The 18,377-nt window shown below is 76.8% G+C and carries 12 protein-coding genes; 6 read left to right on the top strand and 6 right to left on the bottom strand.

Annotated elements, in window-relative coordinates:
• Positions 1–3 precede the first annotated feature (3 nt).
• Positions 4–3,255: a DUF4132 domain-containing protein gene (locus AMIR_RS40285; protein WP_015801775.1), complete on the bottom strand. Its 3,252-nt coding sequence runs from the start codon at positions 3,253–3,255 to the stop codon at positions 4–6.
• Between the two features lie 346 nt (positions 3,256–3,601).
• Here AMIR_RS40285 and AMIR_RS14825 point away from each other — a divergent pair, with 346 nt between their 5' ends.
• Entirely contained in the window at positions 3,602–4,789 is a 1,188-nt protein-coding gene (locus tag AMIR_RS14825) for a S8 family serine peptidase (protein ID WP_041836773.1), read from the top strand.
• Positions 4,768–6,147, top strand: coding sequence for a hypothetical protein (locus AMIR_RS14820; protein ID WP_041836772.1), 1,380 nt, complete (start codon positions 4,768–4,770; stop codon positions 6,145–6,147). Before AMIR_RS14825 ends, AMIR_RS14820 begins: the two co-directional genes overlap by 22 nt.
• Before the next feature lie 239 nt (positions 6,148–6,386).
• Here AMIR_RS14820 and ligA read toward each other — a convergent pair whose 3' ends face one another.
• Entirely contained in the window at positions 6,387–8,387 is a 2,001-nt protein-coding gene (ligA, locus tag AMIR_RS14815; protein ID WP_041837810.1) for an NAD-dependent DNA ligase LigA, read from the bottom strand.
• Between the two features lie 410 nt (positions 8,388–8,797).
• Between ligA and AMIR_RS35730 the strand changes: the two genes are divergently transcribed.
• The 3 genes from AMIR_RS35730 (at position 8,798) to AMIR_RS14800 (ending at position 10,417) form a co-directional block, all read left to right on the top strand.
• A complete protein-coding gene (locus AMIR_RS35730; protein ID WP_143760736.1) occupies positions 8,798–9,427 on the top strand; it encodes a DUF6292 family protein in 630 nt (209 codons plus the stop codon).
• Between the two features lie 71 nt (positions 9,428–9,498).
• The gene (locus AMIR_RS14805) at positions 9,499–9,843 is read left to right on the top strand and encodes a hypothetical protein (RefSeq protein ID WP_015801772.1); all 345 of its coding nucleotides are present in this window, start codon (positions 9,499–9,501) and stop codon (positions 9,841–9,843) included.
• Positions 9,833–10,417, top strand: coding sequence for a GNAT family N-acetyltransferase (locus AMIR_RS14800; protein ID WP_015801771.1), 585 nt, complete (start codon positions 9,833–9,835; stop codon positions 10,415–10,417). Before AMIR_RS14805 ends, AMIR_RS14800 begins: the two co-directional genes overlap by 11 nt.
• 76 nt (positions 10,418–10,493) lie before the next feature.
• Here the strand turns inward: AMIR_RS14800 and AMIR_RS14795 are convergent, their stop codons facing one another.
• From AMIR_RS14795 to AMIR_RS14780, 4 genes are all read right to left on the bottom strand, one after another.
• Positions 10,494–10,712, bottom strand: coding sequence for a hypothetical protein (locus AMIR_RS14795; protein WP_015801770.1), 219 nt, complete (start codon positions 10,710–10,712; stop codon positions 10,494–10,496).
• A gap of 330 nt (positions 10,713–11,042) precedes the next feature.
• A complete protein-coding gene (locus tag AMIR_RS14790) occupies positions 11,043–12,167 on the bottom strand; it encodes an NADH:flavin oxidoreductase (protein ID WP_015801769.1) in 1,125 nt (374 codons plus the stop codon).
• A 59-nt stretch (positions 12,168–12,226) separates the two neighbouring features.
• Positions 12,227–12,694 (bottom strand): hypothetical protein, encoded by a 468-nt coding sequence (locus AMIR_RS14785; protein WP_015801768.1) that lies wholly within the window; start codon positions 12,692–12,694, stop codon positions 12,227–12,229.
• Between the two features lie 253 nt (positions 12,695–12,947).
• Positions 12,948–13,382, bottom strand: a complete 435-nt coding sequence (locus AMIR_RS14780) for a universal stress protein (RefSeq protein WP_015801767.1) — start codon at positions 13,380–13,382, stop codon at positions 12,948–12,950.
• A 752-nt stretch (positions 13,383–14,134) separates the two neighbouring features.
• Between AMIR_RS14780 and AMIR_RS42730 the strand changes: the two genes are divergently transcribed.
• Positions 14,135–18,154 (top strand): ATP-binding protein, encoded by a 4,020-nt coding sequence (locus AMIR_RS42730; protein ID WP_015801766.1) that lies wholly within the window; start codon positions 14,135–14,137, stop codon positions 18,152–18,154.
• The last annotated feature ends 223 nt before the right edge of the window (positions 18,155–18,377 follow it).

Genomic DNA, 18,377 nt, shown 5'->3' with positions numbered 1-18,377 from the left:
CCCCTACTCCCCCTCCGCCCGTTCCGCCGTCATCACGATCAGCTCGTCCAGCAGCTCAGACACCGTCACCGGGTCCAGTTCGCCGAACGCGTCCACGCCCTGCAACGTCACCGACCGGAACCCCTCGCCGTGCCAGTTGTGCCACTCCTCGCGGCCCATACCGTGGTCCAGCTGCACGTTCACCACTCCCCCGCCCGGCAGCGGGCGGTGCAGGGTCGAGATGATGCCCGCGTCCAGGGGTGGACCCAGCTCCCAGCGGCGCTTGCGCAGGGCGGGCAGGGTCGTGGTGATCACCGCGCCGACGAAGCGGTCCAGCGAGCGCGCCCCGGCCTCCCCCTCGGCGAGCGCGCGCACCGGTCGGTCCAGCTGGGAGAACGGTTGCAGGATGGTGTAGTCCTCGAACAGCCCGCGCCACTCCGCGACCTCGTCGCCCAGGTGCACCGGGTGCGCCACGCCCACCCGCGCGTCGTCGGGCAGGACCACCGCCTCGTCGCGCGCGTCCGCGAACCCCCGATCCTCCGCGACCCGGAACGCCCCGCCGCCGTCGACCACCCACACCAGCCGCCGCACCAGGTGCACCACCAGCGGGTGCCCCACCAGGAAGTCGCGGAACTCCGCCGCGCTCCACCGCCTCCCCTCCACCATCGCCGCCTCCAGGCGGGCGATCTGCAGCGACGCCACCGTCCGCACGTCCTTCTTCAGCTGCCCGAACCGCTTGCTCGCCGCGGGCGCCAGCTCCGGGTCGTCCTTCGCGCCGGGCTTGGGCAGCGACTTGAGCCGCTTGCCCGCCCCGTCCAGCACGAACGGGCGCAGCGACTCGTCGAAGCCCACGGTGAACCGGCGCGGCCCGTAGTCCAGGACCAGCGCGGACTCCTCGTCCAGGCCGAACGCGGGGACGAGCCGGTCGGCCAGCTGCTCGCCGGTCAGCCCGAGGTCCTCGGCGATCTCCGCGACCTTGCCCTCGGCGCGCCCCTTGAGACCGGCGAACTTCACGCGCTGCGCGACGCCGTTGAGCGCGATCAGGGCGGTGTCGGTGCCGATCCTGGCCAGCACGTCGAGCCCGCGCACGGCGTTGTGGTGCTGCGACTGCCCCGGCCACGCCCGGATCAGCGGTTCCAGGCGCCGCACCACGCGGTCGTCGCCGAGCACGCCCAGCGCGGTCAGCGCCCAGGAGTCCTTGGCGGGCATGGCGTTGAGCGTCCAGAGCTCGAACACCGCCCACGCGAACTCCACCAGGGACGCCGGGTCGCACAGCTCCCGCAGCGCGTCCAGCCCGGCGTAGTGGGTGTCGGGGCCGGTCATGGCGAGCATCGTGGTCACGTGCCGCACCGACTCGTCGGGCAGCGCGCGGCCGTCGCGCAGCAGCAGCCTGGGCAGGGCGGTCACCTCGCACCACGCTCCGGGCACGGGCGGCTTCGCGGGCACCAGGTCCAGCGGGTCGACGGCGAGCAGCGCCTCCACGGCCGCGACGGCCTCGGGGGTGTGCTCGGCGGCGGCCACGCGGGCGTGGTCGGGGTGGCGGCGCAGCACCTCCTCGGCGGCGTCCCTGCCTGCTCCGGGCGCGCCGAGCGCGTCGGGCAGCAGCAGGCGCGCGGCCTGCCCTGGGTGGCGGCGCAGCCAGGCCGCGTACCGGGCGGCGGTGCTCCTGGGCCGCTGCAGGCGGGCCGCGACCAGCCGGGCCACCTCGACGGACTCCAGCGGCAGCAGCGCGTCGGCGTACTTTGCCTCGGCGCCCACCAGCGTCAGCACGGGCGGGACGGCGTCGACGCCGAAGCGGGCCACCAGGAACATGCCGAACTCGTCCGTGTCCCACCGCTTCGGGTCGAGCACCAGGTCCGGCAGCAGGGGGCGCAGCTCGTCCACCGGCCCGGCCGCGAACAGCTCCTGCCTGCGGTACTCGGGCATCCCACCGGCCAGGAACGCCTTCAGCTCCACCGGCCAGTCGCGGGGTCCGGAGGGCAGGAAGCGGGTGGGCGCGCCCCAGCTCTCCCGCTCGCCGTCGCGCCACCGCACGGCCCGGTGCGTCGGCTCGGGCAGCGCGACCACCGGGAGCGCGGCGGACGCGCGCCCGGCCCGCCAGGGCGGGTCGACCAGGAACGGCGGCAGGTCGGCCGGGTCCGCGACCGGCACGGCGGCGTGCTCGGCGAGCACCCGCTCGGCGATCCGGGCGGCCGGTTCCGGCAGGTCGGCGCGGGCGGCGAGGTCGTGGTGACGCCGCAGGTGCCCCTCCAGCAGGTCGGCGTGCGGGGAGGCGGCGAGCCGGTCGAGCAGCAGCTCGGGGTGCTTGCGGCCCAGCTCCAGCAGGGCGGTCCCGACCCGCTTGACGTCCCGGTGCGCCAGGAGCGCGTCGACCACGGCCGGGGTGGTGACCTGCTGGAAGACCTCGATGACCCGGTCGAACACGAACGACTCCGGCCCCTTGCCCAGCAGCTCGGCCATCTCCGGGGCGAAGTCGGGGCCGATCGCGTCGGCGAGGGTGGCGCTGATCCAGGGGTACTGGAGGAGGAAGCGGGGCGCGCCCGCGTCGAGCAGGGCGCGCAGCTGGTCGAGGGACCCGACCGACTGCAGGAGCCGGGGCCACTGGCTGCCGCGGTGGGTGGCCAGCGCGGTGATCGCCTCGTCGACCCAGTCCGCCCGCGCGGGCACGAGGTAGGCGGAGGCCGCCTTGGCGCGCTCGGTGGCGCGGCGCTCGGACAGCGCGGCCTCGGCGAGCGCGTGGTCGGCGTCCGAAGCCGTGGCGAGCAGCCTGCGGACGCGCTCGGGGAACACCTCGCCGTGCCACCGCAGCGGCTTGCGGTCGTGCAGCGAGCCGCTGTGGCCGGAGTCGTCGACGCCGAGGCGGACGAGCGCGGCCGACTCGTCGCCGTAGCGCTGCGCCACGGCGGCCAGGTCGCCCGACTCCAGCGCGGCGCAGGCCGCGAACGCGAGCCCGTGGTCGTGGACCCAGGCGTCGACCACGTGCGCCTGCACGCCGTCGGCGGCCAGCGCGGCCACCGCCGCCGCGCCGACCGGGTTCGACGCGCCGCCGAGGTGCTCGCGGGCGGCGCGCACGAGCGCCGGGTCGCTGACGGGGTGCGCGAAGGCGCCCTCGGTGCGCCCCAGCGCGGTCGCCAGCATCGCCCTGCCCTCGGCGGCGCCGGCCTCGGTGACCTTGACCTTGCTGGGCACGCCCCCACCCCGGCGCGGGTGGACGTGCTTCCACCACGGCTTGGGAACGGTGAACGCCCGCTGGGGCGGGTTGCCCGGTTCTGCCACGTGCTCCTCCTCGTCGAGTGCCGACGGGGAGGAACGCTAGCGAGGGGGTCCGACAAGAACGCGGGGGTTCAGGTTCCCCCTTCCGGGTGAGGCCGCGCTTCGGGGGTCCGGAGGCGGCGCCCGACGTCCATCCACAGTGGCCGGAACCCGTCAATCCGCCGGTGGCACGAGAGCGCGCGGGTCGACCGGAGCGCCGGGGGTTGCCCTGGTCCGGCCCGTCGCGGCAGCGGGCACGACCCGTTGGCCCAGGGGGCGCCGGGGCGGCGCTCAAGCGTTGGCGCGCAAGGGTTTTGTCACCCAGAGCACGTCGCGCACCCGCAGGTCGGCGGCGGGCGCGCAAGGCGACGTGAGACCACTCCACCGCCTAGCGGTCGCCGCGATCACCGTCGCCGCGACCGCCGCACCCGTCCCCGCCGCGCTCGCGGCGCCCGCCGAACCCGCCTCCCCCGCCACCGACGAGACCCGGCGCGTCACGCTGATCACCGGCGACGTCGTCACCGCCAGCCGGCACGGCTCCGCGTGGAGCCTGGAGACCGCGCCGGCCCCGGACCGGGGGCACCTGCGGTTCCACGAGTGCGAGCGGGGCGGCGACCGGTACGTGCTGCCGGACGACGCCGCCGCGCAGGTCGCCTCCGGGCGGCTGGACGTCGAGCTGTTCAACGTCACCGGCCTGGTCCGGCAGGGCTACGACGACGCGGGCGTCGACGCCACGCCGCTGCTGGTGCGCGGTCCGGCCGCCGAGTCCTCGACCGCCGACGCCGGGCAGGTGCCGCCCTCGATCGGGGCGCGGGTGACCGACGTGCCCAAGTCCGGCGCCGGGACCTACCGGGCCGAGCTGTCCGCGCCGCGCGTCGCCGACGCGGGTGAGACCAGGATCTGGCTCAACGGCAAGGTCAGGGCCACGCTCGGCGGCAGCGGCGCGGCCTCCGGCGGCCAGCACCGGGGCGTGGCCCCCGAGGCGGACCTGCTCGTCGGCAAGGTGCTCGACGGCTGGGGCACCGACGCCGGGATCATCGCGGGCATGGAGTGGGCCGCCCGCGAGGCCGACGCCGACGTGATCAACATGAGTCTCGGCAGCGGGCCGACGGACGACACCGACCCGATGGCGCTGGCCGTGGACGCGCTCACCGCCGAGACCGGCGCGCTGTTCGTGATCGCGGCGGGCGACTCCGGGCGCGACGAGTTCGTGGGCTCGCCCGCGACCGCCGACTCGGCGCTGGCCGTGGGCAGCGTGGAGAAGGACGACTCGCTGTCCGGGTTCTCCGGCCGGGGACCGCGCACCGGCCGGTACGCCACCAAGCCCGAGAGCGCCGCGCCCGGCGGTTCGGTCGTCGCGACCGAGGCGGGCACCGGCGGCTACCGCGGCATGTCCGGCACGTCGATGGCGGCGCCGCACGTGGCGGGCGCGGCGGCGATCCTCGCCCAGCGGCACCCGGACCGGACGGCGGAGCTGCTCAAGCCCGCGCTGGTGTCCACCTCGGCGGGCGTCGCGGCGGACGCGCTGGCGGTCGCGTGGACGTGGCGCGCGCGGTGACCTCGCCGGTGCACGCGAGCACCACGTCGGCGGACGTCGACTCCCGCTGGGAGGACACCGCCGAGCGGCGGGTCCCGGTGGGCCACCGCAACGGCGGCGACCAGCCGGTGACGCTGGCGCTGTCGCTGGACCTGGCGGGCACGGCGCTGTCCGCGACGTCCCTGGTGGTCCCGGCGGGCGGCACGGCCGCCGTCGAGGTCGTGGGCACGCCCAGGGCCGTGGCGGTGGGCGCGCACGGCGGGGTGCTGACGGCCTCGGCCGACGGCGTCGCGCTGCGCACGCCGGTGCTGCTGCGGCAGGAGGCCGAGCAGTGCGACGTGACCGCGCAGCTGCTGGACCGCGACGGCCGGCCCGCGCAGCCGCACCCGGAGCGCCACCCGGTGATGAGCGTGGTCGACCTGGGGAGCGGGGCGCTGAGCCCGCTGGAGATCGGCGGCACGACGCGGCTGGCCGCGGGGCGGTACGCGGTGCTCGCCGGCGTGCGGACGTGGCGGGACGGGGTCACCGAGAGCACCGTGCTGGCGGTCCCGGAGCTCGTGGTGTCCGGGCGCGCCGCCGTGTCGCTGGACGCGCGCGACGGGGAGCGCGTCGAGGACGGCGTGGACGACCCGAGGGCGCGGGGCGGCGACCGGAACGACGCGGTGCTCGCGTGGACGGACGGCGGCGAGGCCGTCTGGTACCGGGGCGGGGGTGACGCGAGGCACGACCGGATGTACGCGCACAGCGACGGCCGGGAGAACTCGGTCGGGTACCTCGCGGGGGTCGGGCTGACCGAGCGGGCGCTCGGGCTCGCCGTCGACGGGCGCGAGGTGCGCGCGGACTGGCACACGCCCGCCGACTGGCGCGGCACGCGCGACCACCGGATCGCGTTCGGCGGCGGCGGGCTGCCCGAGGAGCTGACCGGGGTCGCGGGCAAGCTCGTGGTCCTGGACCTGCCGGACCACGTGCTCACGCCGGCGGAGATCGCGACGCGGGTCGAGGCGGTGCGCGACGCCGGTGGCGCGGCGGTGGCGCTGTCCGCCGGGACGTTCGGGGACGTGAGCGGGTTCGCGCTGCCCACGGTGCACGTGTTCGGCTCGTGGGCGGAGTGGCTGCTGGCCGGGGCGCGGGACGGGTCGCCGGCGAACGCGGAGCTGACCTCGCGGGACGCCTCGGACGTGGTGTTCCAGCTGTCGCACGCCCAGCGCGGTGAGCTGGGCGGGAGCAGCGAGCGGCACTCGGTGGACGACCTCGCCGAGGTGTCGCCGGCCCACGGGGCCGGGGTCGCCGGGCAGGGCACGTCCTGCGCGCGGGCGTTCGACGAGTGGCTGATGATCACGGCGATCACCTGGGACGTGCGGGAGAGCAGCACTCGCTGAGCTGGCCGACGCCGTGACGCGGACGCCCGGCTCGGTGCGGCGCGGGACGGCCCGCAGCGGGCTGAGCGGGGCGGGGCGCCGGGGGCGGGCGGCTCGGATCCGAGCCGCCCGCTTCCCGTTCCCCGCGACGACCGCACGACCGTCGCGGGCCGCACGACCGTCGCGGGCCGCACGACCGTCGCGGGCCGCACGACCGTCGCGGGCCGCACGACCGTCGCGGGCCGTTCGACCGTCGCGGGTCAGGCGACCCCAGCAGCGATCAGCTGCGCCCAGATCTCCCCCTGGTCCACCACTGCCACGCCCAGCTTCTCCGCCTTCGCGGTCTTGCCCGCGCCGACCTCGGCCCCGGTGATGAGCATGTCCGTGTTGGCCGACACCGAGGACGCCGTGGTCGCGCCCGCCTTCTCGCACAGGCGCTGGAACGCGGGCCTGGCCACCTTCTCGCCCGACCTCGGGTCGCTGATCGCCCCGGTGATCACCACCGTCTTGCCCGCCAGCGGCGCGTCCGAGGCGACCACCGGGGGCAGGTCCTCGTCGCGCACGTCCAGGGACACGCCGCGCTGGCGCAACCGGGTGAGCTCGGGGCGGAGCCTGGCCAGGTGCTCGGTCAGCGACGCCGCGACCTTCGGGCCGATGTCCTCGACCTCCACCAGGCGCTCCTCGCCCGCGTCCGCGACCTCCTCCAGCGAGCCGAAGCCCGCGCGGCACAGGCGGGTCGCGGTGCCCTCGGACGCCATCGGCACGGCGAAGCCGATCAGCGCCCTGCGCAGGCCGACGGCCCGGCTCGCGGCGATCGACTCGATCATGCGGGTGGCCGAGGTCTCGCCGACCCGCTCGAACTCCAGCAGCTGCTCCTTGGTGAGCAGGTAGAAGTCAGACGGGTGCTCCAGCAGCCCGGCCTCGGCGAAGCGCTCGATCCACACCGGACCGATCGCGTCGATGTCGGCGGCGGCGCGCGAGGCCCAGTGGATCAGCCTGCGGACGGTCTGCGCCGCGCAGGAGACGTTGGTGCAGAACAGCTCGCGGCTGTTGCCCTGCTCGGTGAGCGGCTGGTCGCACGACGGGCAGGTCGACGGGGGCACGATCTCGCGCTCCTCGCCGGTGCGCTTGGCGGCGTCCAGCACACCCGCCACGAACGGGATCACGTCGCCCGCGCGGCGCACCAGCACCGTGTCGCCGACCATGACGCCGCGCGCCTTGATGACCTCCTGGTTGGCCAGGGTCGCCCTGGTGACCGTGGTGCCGCCGACGAACACCGGCTCCAGGTGCGCCACCGGGACGACCTTGCCGGTCTTGCCCACGTCCCAGACCACGTCCACCAGCAGCGTGGTCTTCTCCTCGGCGGCGAACTTGAACGCCAGCGCCCCGCGCGGCGAGTTCGAGCGCGTCCCGGCGGCGGCGTAGGCGCGGCGGTCGGCCAGCCGCAGCACCGCCCCGTCCAGGTCGTAGTCCAGGTCCGCCCGGCCGGTCTCGATCCCGGTGATCACCCGCTGGGCGGCCTCGGCGTCGGCGGCGTGGCGCATGTCGGCCGGGGTGAAGCCGAGCGCGCGCAGGCCCTCCTCCAGGTCGGCGCCCACCCCGGCGCCCGCCTCCGCGTCGGTGTCCAGCTCGAACGCCAGGAACCGCAGCCTGCGCCCGGCGACCGTGGCCGGGTCCTTGGCGCGCAGGGTTCCCGCCGCCGCGTTGCGCGGGTTGATCAGCGGCTTGTCCGGGTGCGCCTCGTTGTAGGCGGTGAACGTCGAGCGCAGCATGACCGCCTCGCCGCGCACCTCGACCCGGCCCGGCGCGGGCACGCGGGTGGGCACGCCGTCGGCCAGCGCGCGCACCAGCGGGGTCACGTCGTCGCCGGTCGTGCCGTCGCCCCTGGTGACCGCGCGCAGCAGCGCGCCGCCCTCGTAGACCAGGGAGAGGGAGAGGCCGTCGAGCTTCGGCATGACGACGACCGGTTGGCCGGGGAAGCGGTCGAGGAACGCCGCGACCTGCTCGGGCTGGGTGGCCTTCTCCAGCGACAGCATGGGTCGCGCGTGCCGCACGGGGGCGTGCAGCACGGCGGGGGCGCCGACCTGGTCGAGCGGGTTGGGGTCGGGGGTCAGCTCGGGGTTGGCGGCGATCAGGGACCGCAGCTCGTCCTCGGTCGCGTCGTACTCCGCGTCGGCGACCAGCGGCGAGCCGCGGTAGTAGGCGTCGCGCAGGCTGACGACTCGGTCGGCGAGGTCGCGGATGCGCTCTTCGGCGTTCACGGTCGGGACGCTACCGAGGAGCACCGACAATTCCCGGTGATCGGCGCGCGTGGGACGGAGGTCTCGCCCGACCGGGCGGGAAGACCCGGTCGGGCGGCACCTCTTCGCGTGCCCGATGGGTTACAGTGGGGGCACATCCACTCGCTGCCTGCGTCCCGCAGGAGCGCGTTCACCCGCCCGAACCGGTTCGCCGCTCGGGCGCGGGGAGACCGCGTCGCCGCGGTTCCCCGCTCGCTCCACCACCTCCACGGCCTGTCGATCACCTCCGGCCGATCACCGCGACAGCCCGCGCGCCGCGCGGACCAGGCAGTCGCGCCAGTGCGGGTGGACCCGGTTCACCCCGCCCCCAGGCGATCGCGCCCGGCGCGGCGGGAACGCGGAACCGGCGGGGCCCCAGGACACGGAGCCACATGACGCGAAGCAGGACATCCACCCGACCCGGCCCGAAGAGCGCCCTCCCGCCCCGGCGGGAGAGCAGGTCCCGCGAGGACGTCCCGGCACGGGGCGGCGTCCCGGCGCGCGGGACGGGTCAGGAACGCGCGCCACTCCCCCGGCGCTCCCCGGCGGCGTGGCAGGGGGTGCCCGCCCAGGCGGGGCCCGAGCGGTCCGCCGAGGACGGGGGCGACGTGGTCAAGCACGACGGCGCGCACGTGCTGGCGGACGCGCTCGCCGACTACGTCCAGGTGGTGGCCGAGGCCGTCGGGGTCTCGATCGAGGGGACCTCGTTCGAGGTCACCGACACCGCCACCGCCTACCTCGCGCTGGGCAACCGCGCCGAGGCGCACCCCGACCGGGACCTGATGCTGGTCTGGAGCGCGCCGAGCGGCTGGGTGGTGTCGGTCGAGACCCGCCCCGGCGAGGAGCCCGTGGTGCTGTCCCGCCCGGCGGGCGACCTGGTGCCCGCGCCGGAGGTGGTGGCCGAGCTGGTCGCCGAGGCCGTCGCGGGCGGCGTCGGGGTCGGACGCCCGCTGGCGCTGGTCCGCGAGGCGGACTGGGCCGGGCTCGCCAGGCGGATGCGCCGCCGCGCGGGGTCCCGATGACCACCGCGCCGACGACCGCGGGGCCGACGAGCCCGGCGCCGACCATTACCCACCGGAGGACCGGGAACCCCATGCCCCAGACGCAGATCCGCACCACCGCCGAGGTCGTGCACCCCGTCGTGTTCAGCCACCCCGACAGCGACAGCCGCGAGGCCGTCCCGTGGGAGCAGAGCGGCACGGTGGACCCCCGCTTCGTGCCGTCGCTGACGCCGCTCGGCGAGGGCTGGGACGAGCACGCGCCCGCCTGGCGGCCCGCGCGCCCCTCGGCGCCGCGAGGCGACTCCGGCCGCGACCCGCGCGGGCGTGACGGCTACCAGGGCCGCTCCGGCTCGGGCCGCTCCGGCGGCGCGCGCGCCGGTTCCGCCCAGCGCCAGAGCTCGCGTGGCCGCTCGAACGGGTGGGGCGGTGCGGGCTGAGGCCCGGCCCCGCACGGGGCCGACCGCGCCGGGCGGCGGGCTGGTGTTCCGCGCCTGGCGCGCGGAGGACGCCGAGGTCGCGCTGGCGCTCTACGGCGGCGACGGCGGCGGGCGGGGGCTGAGCCCCAGGGTGGGGCCGGTGCCCGACCTGGCCGCCATGCGGCTGCTGCTCGCGGGCTGGATCGCCGAGGGCGGGTCGCTGGAGTCGCCCGCCGGGCGGTGGGCGGTGCAGCGGGTCGCCGACGGGCGGGTGGTCGGCGGGGCCGCGCTGCTGCCGCTGCCGCCCGGTGGCGAGGACTGGGAGGTCGACTGGCTGTCCGAGCCGGGCGCGCGGGAGGCCGCCGAGTGCGTGACCTCGCTGGCGGCGTGGGCGTTCGGCCACGGCGTCACCGAGGTGTTCTCCGTGGTCCGGCTGGCCGGTCAGGACGTCGCGCCGGTCGAGGACGCGGCGGACGACGTGGTGGGCGACCGGGACGGCATGGGCTGGGTCGGGGAGACCGGGAAGTACTTCGGGCAGGGCACGCGGGTGTTCCGGCTGCGCCCTGGGGACTTGGACCCGGCGGCGCGCGGGTGAGCGCGGACGGCGGGTCCGGGGCGCGTGATGGGGGGCAGGTCAGCGGACCTGCCCCCCATCACGCGCCCACGGGTCGTTAAGGCAGCCGCTCGGGGGCGGCGGTGCTCGGCACGCGGCCGGACAGGCCCAGCATGACCAGCAGCTCCCGGCAGTCGGTGACGCTCGTGGAGTGGTCTGCGACGACCAGGGCTGCGCGGTGCCGGTGGACGTTCTCGGCCCGGTCTGCGGCCTCGCGCGCCGCGTCGCGACCCGCCGAGACGCTCCGCTCGGGGGAGACCTTCGCGCTCCAGCTCATCGGGCACCCCGTTCGACGTGGGTGGCGCGACCGCGCGGTGCGCCGAGGACGGGTGCTGCGGGAGTTGCGGGAGGGACGTGCTGGCGATCCGGCTGCAAGCCGGTCTCCTGATCCCCGGCCGAATGACCACCGGGCCGGCGTGGACCGGGGACCGCAGCGGCTGGTGCCGCGACTGGAACCCGACACCCACGACTGTACGCGGCCGGGAGTGGTCATGGCGCCCTCACCCCTGATCGGCGGCCCTCGTCGGCGCGATCCGGGGGCTGCGCGACGACGCCGGGCGGCGCGGGGCCCGTGGGGTCCCGCGCCGCCCGGCGTCGCCGGACGCGGTCAGACGAGGGTGGTCGCGGCGTCCTTGGTGAACGGGGTGATCTCGTCGGCGCGGCCCGACACGACCTTCGCCACCCACTCCGGGTCGGCGAGCAGGGCGCGGCCCACGGCGATCAGGTCGAACTCGTCGCGCTCCAGGCGGTCGAGCAGGGCGTCGATGTCGGCGCGCGCGGCCGACGGGTCGCCGCCGAAGAACTTCGACACGTCCGCGTCCAGGCCGACCGAGCCGACGCTGATGGTGGCCTTGCCGGTCAGCTTCTTCACCCAGCCCGCGAGGTTCAGGTCGCCCTCGCCGTCGAACTCGGGGTCCCAGTAGCGGCGGGTGGAGGCGTGGAAGACGTCGACGCCCGCGGCGGCGAGCGGGGCGAGGATCGCCTCCAGCTCCTGCGGGGTGTCGGCGATGCGGGCGGCGTAGTCGCCCATCTTCCACTGGGACATGCGCAGGATCAGCGGGAAGTCCGGGGACACCGCGGCGCGCACGGCGGCGATCACCTCGGCCGCGAAGCGGGTGCGGGCCACCGGGTCGCCGCCGTAGGCGTCGGTGCGGCGGTTCGTGCCCGCCCACAGGAACTGGTCGATCAGGTAGCCGTGGGCGCCGTGCAGCTCGATGCCGTCGAAGCCGATGCGCTCGGCGTCCGCCGCGGCGGTCGCGAAGGCGGCGACGACGTCGTCGATGTCCCGCTGGGTCATGGTGTCGCCGTCGGCGGTGCCGCCGATGCCGACGCCGGACGGGCCGATCGACGGGGCGTCCGGGTTCGGCGCGGAGCCCGCCGGGCGGGCCATGCCGACGTGCCACAGCTGCGGGACGATCGTGCCGCCCGCCGCGTGGACCTGCTCGACGACGTTCGCCCAGCCCGCGAGCTGCGCCTCGCCGTGGAAGCGCGGGATGCGGTCGCTCAGGCCCGCCGAGCGGTGGTTGACGTAGGTGCCCTCGGTGACGATCAGGCCGACGCCGCCCGCGGCGCGGCGCGCGTAGTAGGAGGCCACGTCGGCGCCGGGGGTGCCGTCGGGCGAGAAGGCGCGGGTCATGGGGGCCATCGCCACCCGGCCGGGCACGGTCAGCGAGCCGACCGTGAAGGGGCGGGAGAGCAGGCTTGCCGCGCGCTCTGCGCTGCTGGTGGACACGAAGGCTCCTAGTGCCGGTGTTCGGGTGCTGGAGCCCACGCTAAAACCTGACATTGACGTCAGAGGCAAGCTTTGTGACCTGGATCGCCGACGGCGTCCCGCAGCCGCTCCCGGAACCAGGCCGGGGTGTGCTCGGGGGTGCGGGGGAACTCGTCCCAGTCCTCCCGGTAGTCCCGGACGGTCGGGGGTTCGCGGAACTCGGGTTCGGCGGTCCACTCGTAGTGGACGTCGAAGCGGTCCGGGCGCTCCAGGGTGTAGCGGGCGGTGAACCACGTCCCCCGGTCGGGTTCGCGCACGCCCGCGCGGAGGTCCTGGAACCGGTGCCAGACCCGCTGGGGCGGGGTCCAGGCGCGCAGGGCGCCGTCCTCGCTGATCAGGCCGACGCTGATCTCGATGTGGCCGCCGAGCTGGCGGTGCTCCAGCACTATCCGCTGCCAGTCGGACGGGGCGGATTCGAGCAGGGTCACGGCTATCACGGCCAGGAGTTCGCGCTGCTCGTCCTGGGTCAATCGCGGCCAGTCGTTCACGCGTCACTCCTGGGTGTTCGGGTCCACCAACCGGGTCACCCTACTGAGCTAAGCGCTGGACACCTGGTGGTGTGGCGGACCGGACAGGGGTTCGCGGGGGCGTGAACTGCCGGGTGTGAACGCCGACGGCGCGGTGGAGCACCGGGGTCGGTGTCCTCCGCGCGGATCATCGGTGACGTCGTTCGGGCGTTTTCACCCGGTTCGTGGTTTTCCGGGGTGACGGGCGACGCTGCCCGGTCCCGTTCCGCCGGGGTCAGCGGGCGGGGAGCACCACGACCGGGGCGGGTGCGCGGCGGACGCAGTGCGTGCTGGTCGCGCCCAGCAGCGCCCGGCCGAACGCCGAGCGGCGCAGTCCGCCACCGGTGTGCGCGGCCAGGACGAGCATCGCCGCGCCCGTGGCCTCCGACTCCAGCACCTCGGCCGCAGGTCCGCGCACCGCGCGCCGCACCACGGCGGGCGGCTGGGGCCGGTCGGCGGCGCGGCGCAGGGCGTTGTCCATGATCGTCTCGGCCCGGCGGCGGGCCAGCGTCTCGGCCTGCTCGGTCCAGTCCGCGAGGGGCTCGTAGTCCCAGGCGCTGACCACGTGCAGCGGGCAGCCGCGCGTCGCGGCCTCGTCGAGCGCCCAGACCAGGGCGCGCTCACCGTCGGTGGTCCCGTCCACTCCCACGACGATCGGCTTCTCCGTCATCACTCCCACCTCCACACCACTGATCCTGCTCGGCGGGGCGGGGGTCGCACAGGGTCGTTGGTGCCGGGACCGGCGGGACCTCCAGCACCCCCGAGCAGGGCGCGAACGGGGCGCGACGGGCGGGAGGCGGGCAGGTCCGGGCGCGGGATCGGGCAGGGCGGGGATGAACGGGACCGCACCGGTGGTTGAACGGATCATCGAGCGGTCGGGCCCGGCGAGCGCGTGGCGCGGGCGGTCGCGGGCGGTCTCCGAACGAGCACGCGGGTCACGTGGGCGCGGGTGGGGCGGCGATCGCGGGCGGGTGGTTGTGCGGGGCGACCGAGCGGGTGAGGTGGTGGCGGCGGTGTCTCAACCGGGGTGTTCGGTGCGCTTTCCGGTTGTTCGGCCATTCCTTCAGGTGGCGCGCCGCGTGCGCATGTTCCGCACATCTCAAGCACTTGCGACGACAGGAAGAACCCGCTGTGATGAGGCTCGCATGACTTTTTCCACTCCGAGTATTTCTTCTCGGCACTCCGACGCGCGCTGGCGCGAGTTACCCCATCCGGAGCAGTATCCGCGTTCACCACAATGCCGGTGGACGGGCACGGAAAGTGAATATGTTTCTGGGAACGCGGGTGGCCGCATTACCGCGAACACCGTCGCGGCACCGGGAACGAGTAAGTGTTGTGCTGTGGAGCACCAGTCGGGGATGACCGGGTATTCCAGCTCGGCGCGCGAAGCGGCCCCCCTCCACCGGTCGGGGAGGAGTCGTCGTGCCTAGTGGAGCGCCGCTGCGCGTCGCCCTGCTGGGGCCGGTGCGGGCGTGGCTCGGGGAGACCGAGGTGGACGTCGGGGCCGCCCGGAGGCGGGCGGTGTTCGCCGTGCTGGCGGTGCGGGCCGGGCAGACCGTGGCCAGGGACGAGCTGGTCGACGGCGTGTGGGGCGACGCTCCCCCGGCCACGGCGGGCGCCAGCCTCTACACCTACGTGTCCGGGCTGCGCCGCGCGTTCGACCCGGACCGCTCGCACCGCGCCGCGACCGGCGTGATCGACTCCGTCGGGGCCGGGTACGCGCTGCGGCTGGAGCCCGACGGGCTGGACGTGCACCGCTTCGAGGCGCACCGGGAACGCGCGCAGGAGCTCGCCGCCGCCGACCCGGCGGGCGCGCTGCGCGAGCTGGACGAGGCGCTCGGGCTGTGGCGCGGCGACGCGCTGTCCGGGGTGCCGGGGCCGTTCGCCGAGGCGCAGCGGTCGCGGCTGGCGGAGCTGCGGCTGGCGGCCGTCGAGCGGCGGGCCGAGCTGGCGCTGGGCCTGGGGCGGCACGCGGACGTGGTCGCCGAGCTGACGGCGCTGACCGCCGACCACCCGATGCGGGAGGGGCTGCGGGCGCTGCTGATGCAGGCGCTGCACCGGGGTGGGCGGCAGGCCGAGGCGCTGGAGGTGTTCCGGGACGCCAGGGACGCGCTCGTCGAGCAGCTAGGGATCGAGCCGGGGCCAGCGCTGCGGCACGCGCACAGCCAGGTGCTCGGGGACCACGGGAGCGCCTCGGACGGGGCGGCGTGGGCGCGCGGGGCGGACCTGCTGCCACCGCGCGGGAGCTCTTGGCCGGGTGGTGATGTGTCGGGCGGCGATGTGTCAGGTGGCGGGCGGGCCGGGGGCGGGCCGCCGGGTGGTGACGCGTGGGAGCGCGGGGGAAGCGGCGGGAACGGGCGGGGCAGGGGCGGGCAGGGCGGGGGCGGATGGACCGGCGGCGGGCAGGGCGGGGGTCGGTGGGGCGGCGACGCGCGGACCGGTGACGGGGAGGCGGGCGCTGACCGGGCCGGTGGCAGGCGGGCGGGGAGCGGGCAGGCGGGCGTTGGACGAGCGGGCGCAGGTCAGACAGGCGGCGGACGGGCAGAGGGCGGGCGGGCAGAGGGCGGGCGGGCAGAGGGCGGGCAGGCAGAGGGCGGGCAGGCGGGAAGCGGCCGAGCGGGCGCGAGCCAGGCGGGCGGTGGACGTGGGAGCGCGGGCCGGGCGGGCAGCGGGTTCCCCGGTGACGGGTCGCCGGGTGCCGGGCGGGCCGGAAGTGGCCGCGGGAGCGCAGATCAGCAAGGTGGCGGATTCCGGAACGACGGGTCGCCGGGTGCCGGATCGCCGGGTGCCGGATCGCCGGGTGCCGGATCGCCGGGTGCCGGGCTGTCGGGCGTCGCACGAGCGGGCGCGGGTCGGGCGGGCTCCGGGTTCCTGAGCGGCGGGGCGGGTGACGGGCTCCCCGGCTGGTCGGGGGTGGACGCCGCAGCCGCCGGTGAGCACGGCGTTGGGCGGCCCGCCCTGTCCACCCCCACCGCCGTCCCCCGCGGCTTCGCCGGGCGGGCGCGGGAGTTGGCCGCGCTGCGGGCCGCCGTCGCCGAGGTGGTGGCCGGGCGGGGTGGGGCGGTGTGGGTGGAGGGTGAGCCGGGGATCGGCAAGTCGGCCCTGCTCGACGTCGCCTTGGACGCCCGCGACGTGCAGCTCGGCTGGGCGCGCGGGGACGAGCTGGGCGGTCGCTTCCCGCTGCGGGTGGTGCTGGACTGCCTGGACGTGTCGCCGTGCTCCGCCGACCCGCGCCGGGTCGCGCTCGCCGCCGCGCTCGACGACCCCGCCTCCTGGTTCGGCGACCCGGTGGCCGCCGCCGCCGAGCGGCTCACCGGGTTCGTCGCCGAGCTGTGCGCGGCCGGGCCCGTGGTGCTCGTGGTGGACGACGCGCAGTGGGCCGACGAGGCCAGCGTCGCGGTGTGGCGGCGGCTGCTGGGGCTCACCGGTGAGCTGCCGCTGCTGCTGGTCGCCGCCGCCCGCCCGGTGCCCCGGCGCGGCGACGTCGACCGGGTGCGCCGGGCCGCCGCCGACCGGGGCGGGCTGGTGCTGGGGCTCGGGCCGCTGTCCGAGCCCGAGGTCGCCGGGCTGCTCGCCGAGCAGGTCGGGGCCGCGCCGGGACCGGAGCTGCTGCGGCTGGCCGGGTGCGCGGGCGGCAACCCGCTCTACGTGCGCGAGCTGGCCGACGCGCTGGTGCGCGAGGGCGCGCTGGAGCGCCGCGGCGGGGTGGCCGACGTGGACGACGTCGGGCGGACCGCGTCGCCGTCGCTGGTGGCGGCGCTGGGCAGGCGGTTGTCGTTCCTGTCCGACGACGCCACCGAGGTGCTGCGCCGGGCCGCGCTGCTCGGCGACCGGTTCGCCGTGGCCGACGTGGCGACCGCGCTGGGCACTCCCGCGTCCGGGCTGCTCGGGCCGCTGTCCGAGGCGACCGAGTCGGGGCTGCTGGTGGACGGCGGCGAGCTGCTGGCGTTCCGGCACCCGCTGGTGCGGCAGGTGCTGTACCTGGGGGTGCCCGAGGCGGTGCGGTCCGCGCTGCACCGGCAGGCCGCGCGGGCGCTGGCCGAGGCCGGTGCGGCGGTGGCGGTGGTGGCCGGGCAGATCGCGGCGGCCCCCGAGCTGGCCGACGACTGGGTCGTGGACTGGCTGACCGCGCGGGCCGACCCGCTCGCGGCGGCCGAACCCGAGGCGGCGGTGGAGCTGCTGCGGTCGGTGGCGCGGCAGCCCGCGCTGGAACCGGCGCACCGGGAGCGGCTGCTGGCCGCCCTGGCCCGGCTGCTGTTCCTGCTCGGCGAGCGGCCCGACGCGGAGGTCCGGTACGTGCTGGCCCGCTCCAGGGACGCCGACCGGATCGGGGAGATGCGCTGGATGCTGGCGCGGTTGCAGAACGACGACGGCGAGCCCGGTGAGGCGTCCCGGATGCTCGCGGAGGCGATCGCGGACCCGGCGAGCACGCCGGTGTGGCGGGCCAGGATGCGGGCGCTGCTGGCGGTGGTGCACCGGGAGGGGCTGGACGACGTGGTGGCGGCCGAGGCGCACGCGCTGGCCGTGCCGCCCGGCGACCGGTTCGCGGACGGGTTGGCGCTGCGCGCGCGGTGGCAGGTGGCGATGGCGCGGCGCGACCACGCGGGCGCGCTCGCCCGCGCCGAGGAGGGCGCGGCGCTGGTGGCGGGCGACCCGGTGCTGGTCGGGCTGTGGCACGAGCTGGTCGCGGACCGGGCGGAGGCGCTGCGGGCGCTGGACCGGTTCGCCGACGCGGACGCCGTGCTGCGCGCCGGTCGGGCCGACGCGCCGGGGTCGCTGGTGCACGGCGCGGCGCTGGTGCGGGCGGCCGAGCAGGACTACTGGACGGGGCGGTGGGACCGGGCGCTGGAGCGGGCCGAGGACGGGGTGGCGCGGTCCGGGTCGCGCGAACGGGGGCGGGTGCTGCTGGGGCGGGGGATCGCGGCGCTGGTGCGGGTGCGGCGGGGGCTGCCGGTGCGGTGGGACGGGGCGCCGCCGCCGGTGCTGCCCGCGCACCACGAGCAGGCGGACTTCCTGGCGGTCGCGCGGGCGCTGGCCGGGAGCGCGCCGGTCCCCGCGCTGGTGCCGCTGCTGCGCCCGCGCGGGCTGCTGGCGCGGCACCGCTGGATGCCGCTGCTGACCCGGTCCGCGCTGGTGGAGGGCGCGCGGGACGTGGCGGAGCGGGCGCTGCGGGTGTGCCTGGACGAGGGCGCGGAGGTGGCGGCGGCGCACTGCCGGGGACTGCTGGCCGCTGATCCGTCCGAGGTGTTGGTGGCGGCGGGGCGTTACCGGGCGGCGGGTCGGACCGTTGATCTGGCGGGGGCGCTGGAGGACGCGGCGGTCCTGCTGGGCGACGAGGTGCGGCTCGCCGAGGCGGTGGAGGTGTACCGGGGGTTCGGCGCGGAGGCGGACGCGCGGCGGGCTCGGGCGCGGTTCGGGCGGTTGGCGCGGGGAGCGCGATGAGGCTGGAGGGTGGATGCGGGCGCGGGTCTTCCGGGTGGTGGCTCCGGGGTTGACCGGGTGCGGCGGGCGGAGCGGGGCGGTCGGGTGGGGCGAGGGGCCGGGGCATGACGGTCCGGCAACAGGCGAGCGCAGTGGGCCTGGGGCGGTGCGCGTGGCGGGGACGGCGGTGCTGCGGCACGCCGGGCGGGAGCGCCGGAGCGGTCCGGCCGTCCGGGCTGCGGGC

The organism is Actinosynnema mirum DSM 43827 (assembly GCF_000023245.1).
GTDB lineage: Bacteria > Actinomycetota > Actinomycetes > Mycobacteriales > Pseudonocardiaceae > Actinosynnema > Actinosynnema mirum.
This window is presented reverse-complemented; position numbering and strand designations above follow the sequence as displayed.

Excerpts from the sequence above, each read along its gene's own strand:
- AMIR_RS14780 (WP_015801767.1), bottom strand. The coding sequence starts at position 13,382 with ATGACGGAGAAGCCGATCGTCGTGGGAGTGGACGGGACCACCGACGGT.
- AMIR_RS14805 (WP_015801772.1), top strand. The coding sequence starts at position 9,499 with ATGCCCCAGACGCAGATCCGCACCACCGCCGAGGTCGTGCACCCCGTC.
- AMIR_RS35730 (WP_143760736.1), top strand. The coding sequence starts at position 8,798 with ATGACGCGAAGCAGGACATCCACCCGACCCGGCCCGAAGAGCGCCCTC.
- AMIR_RS14795 (WP_015801770.1), bottom strand. The coding sequence starts at position 10,712 with ATGAGCTGGAGCGCGAAGGTCTCCCCCGAGCGGAGCGTCTCGGCGGGT.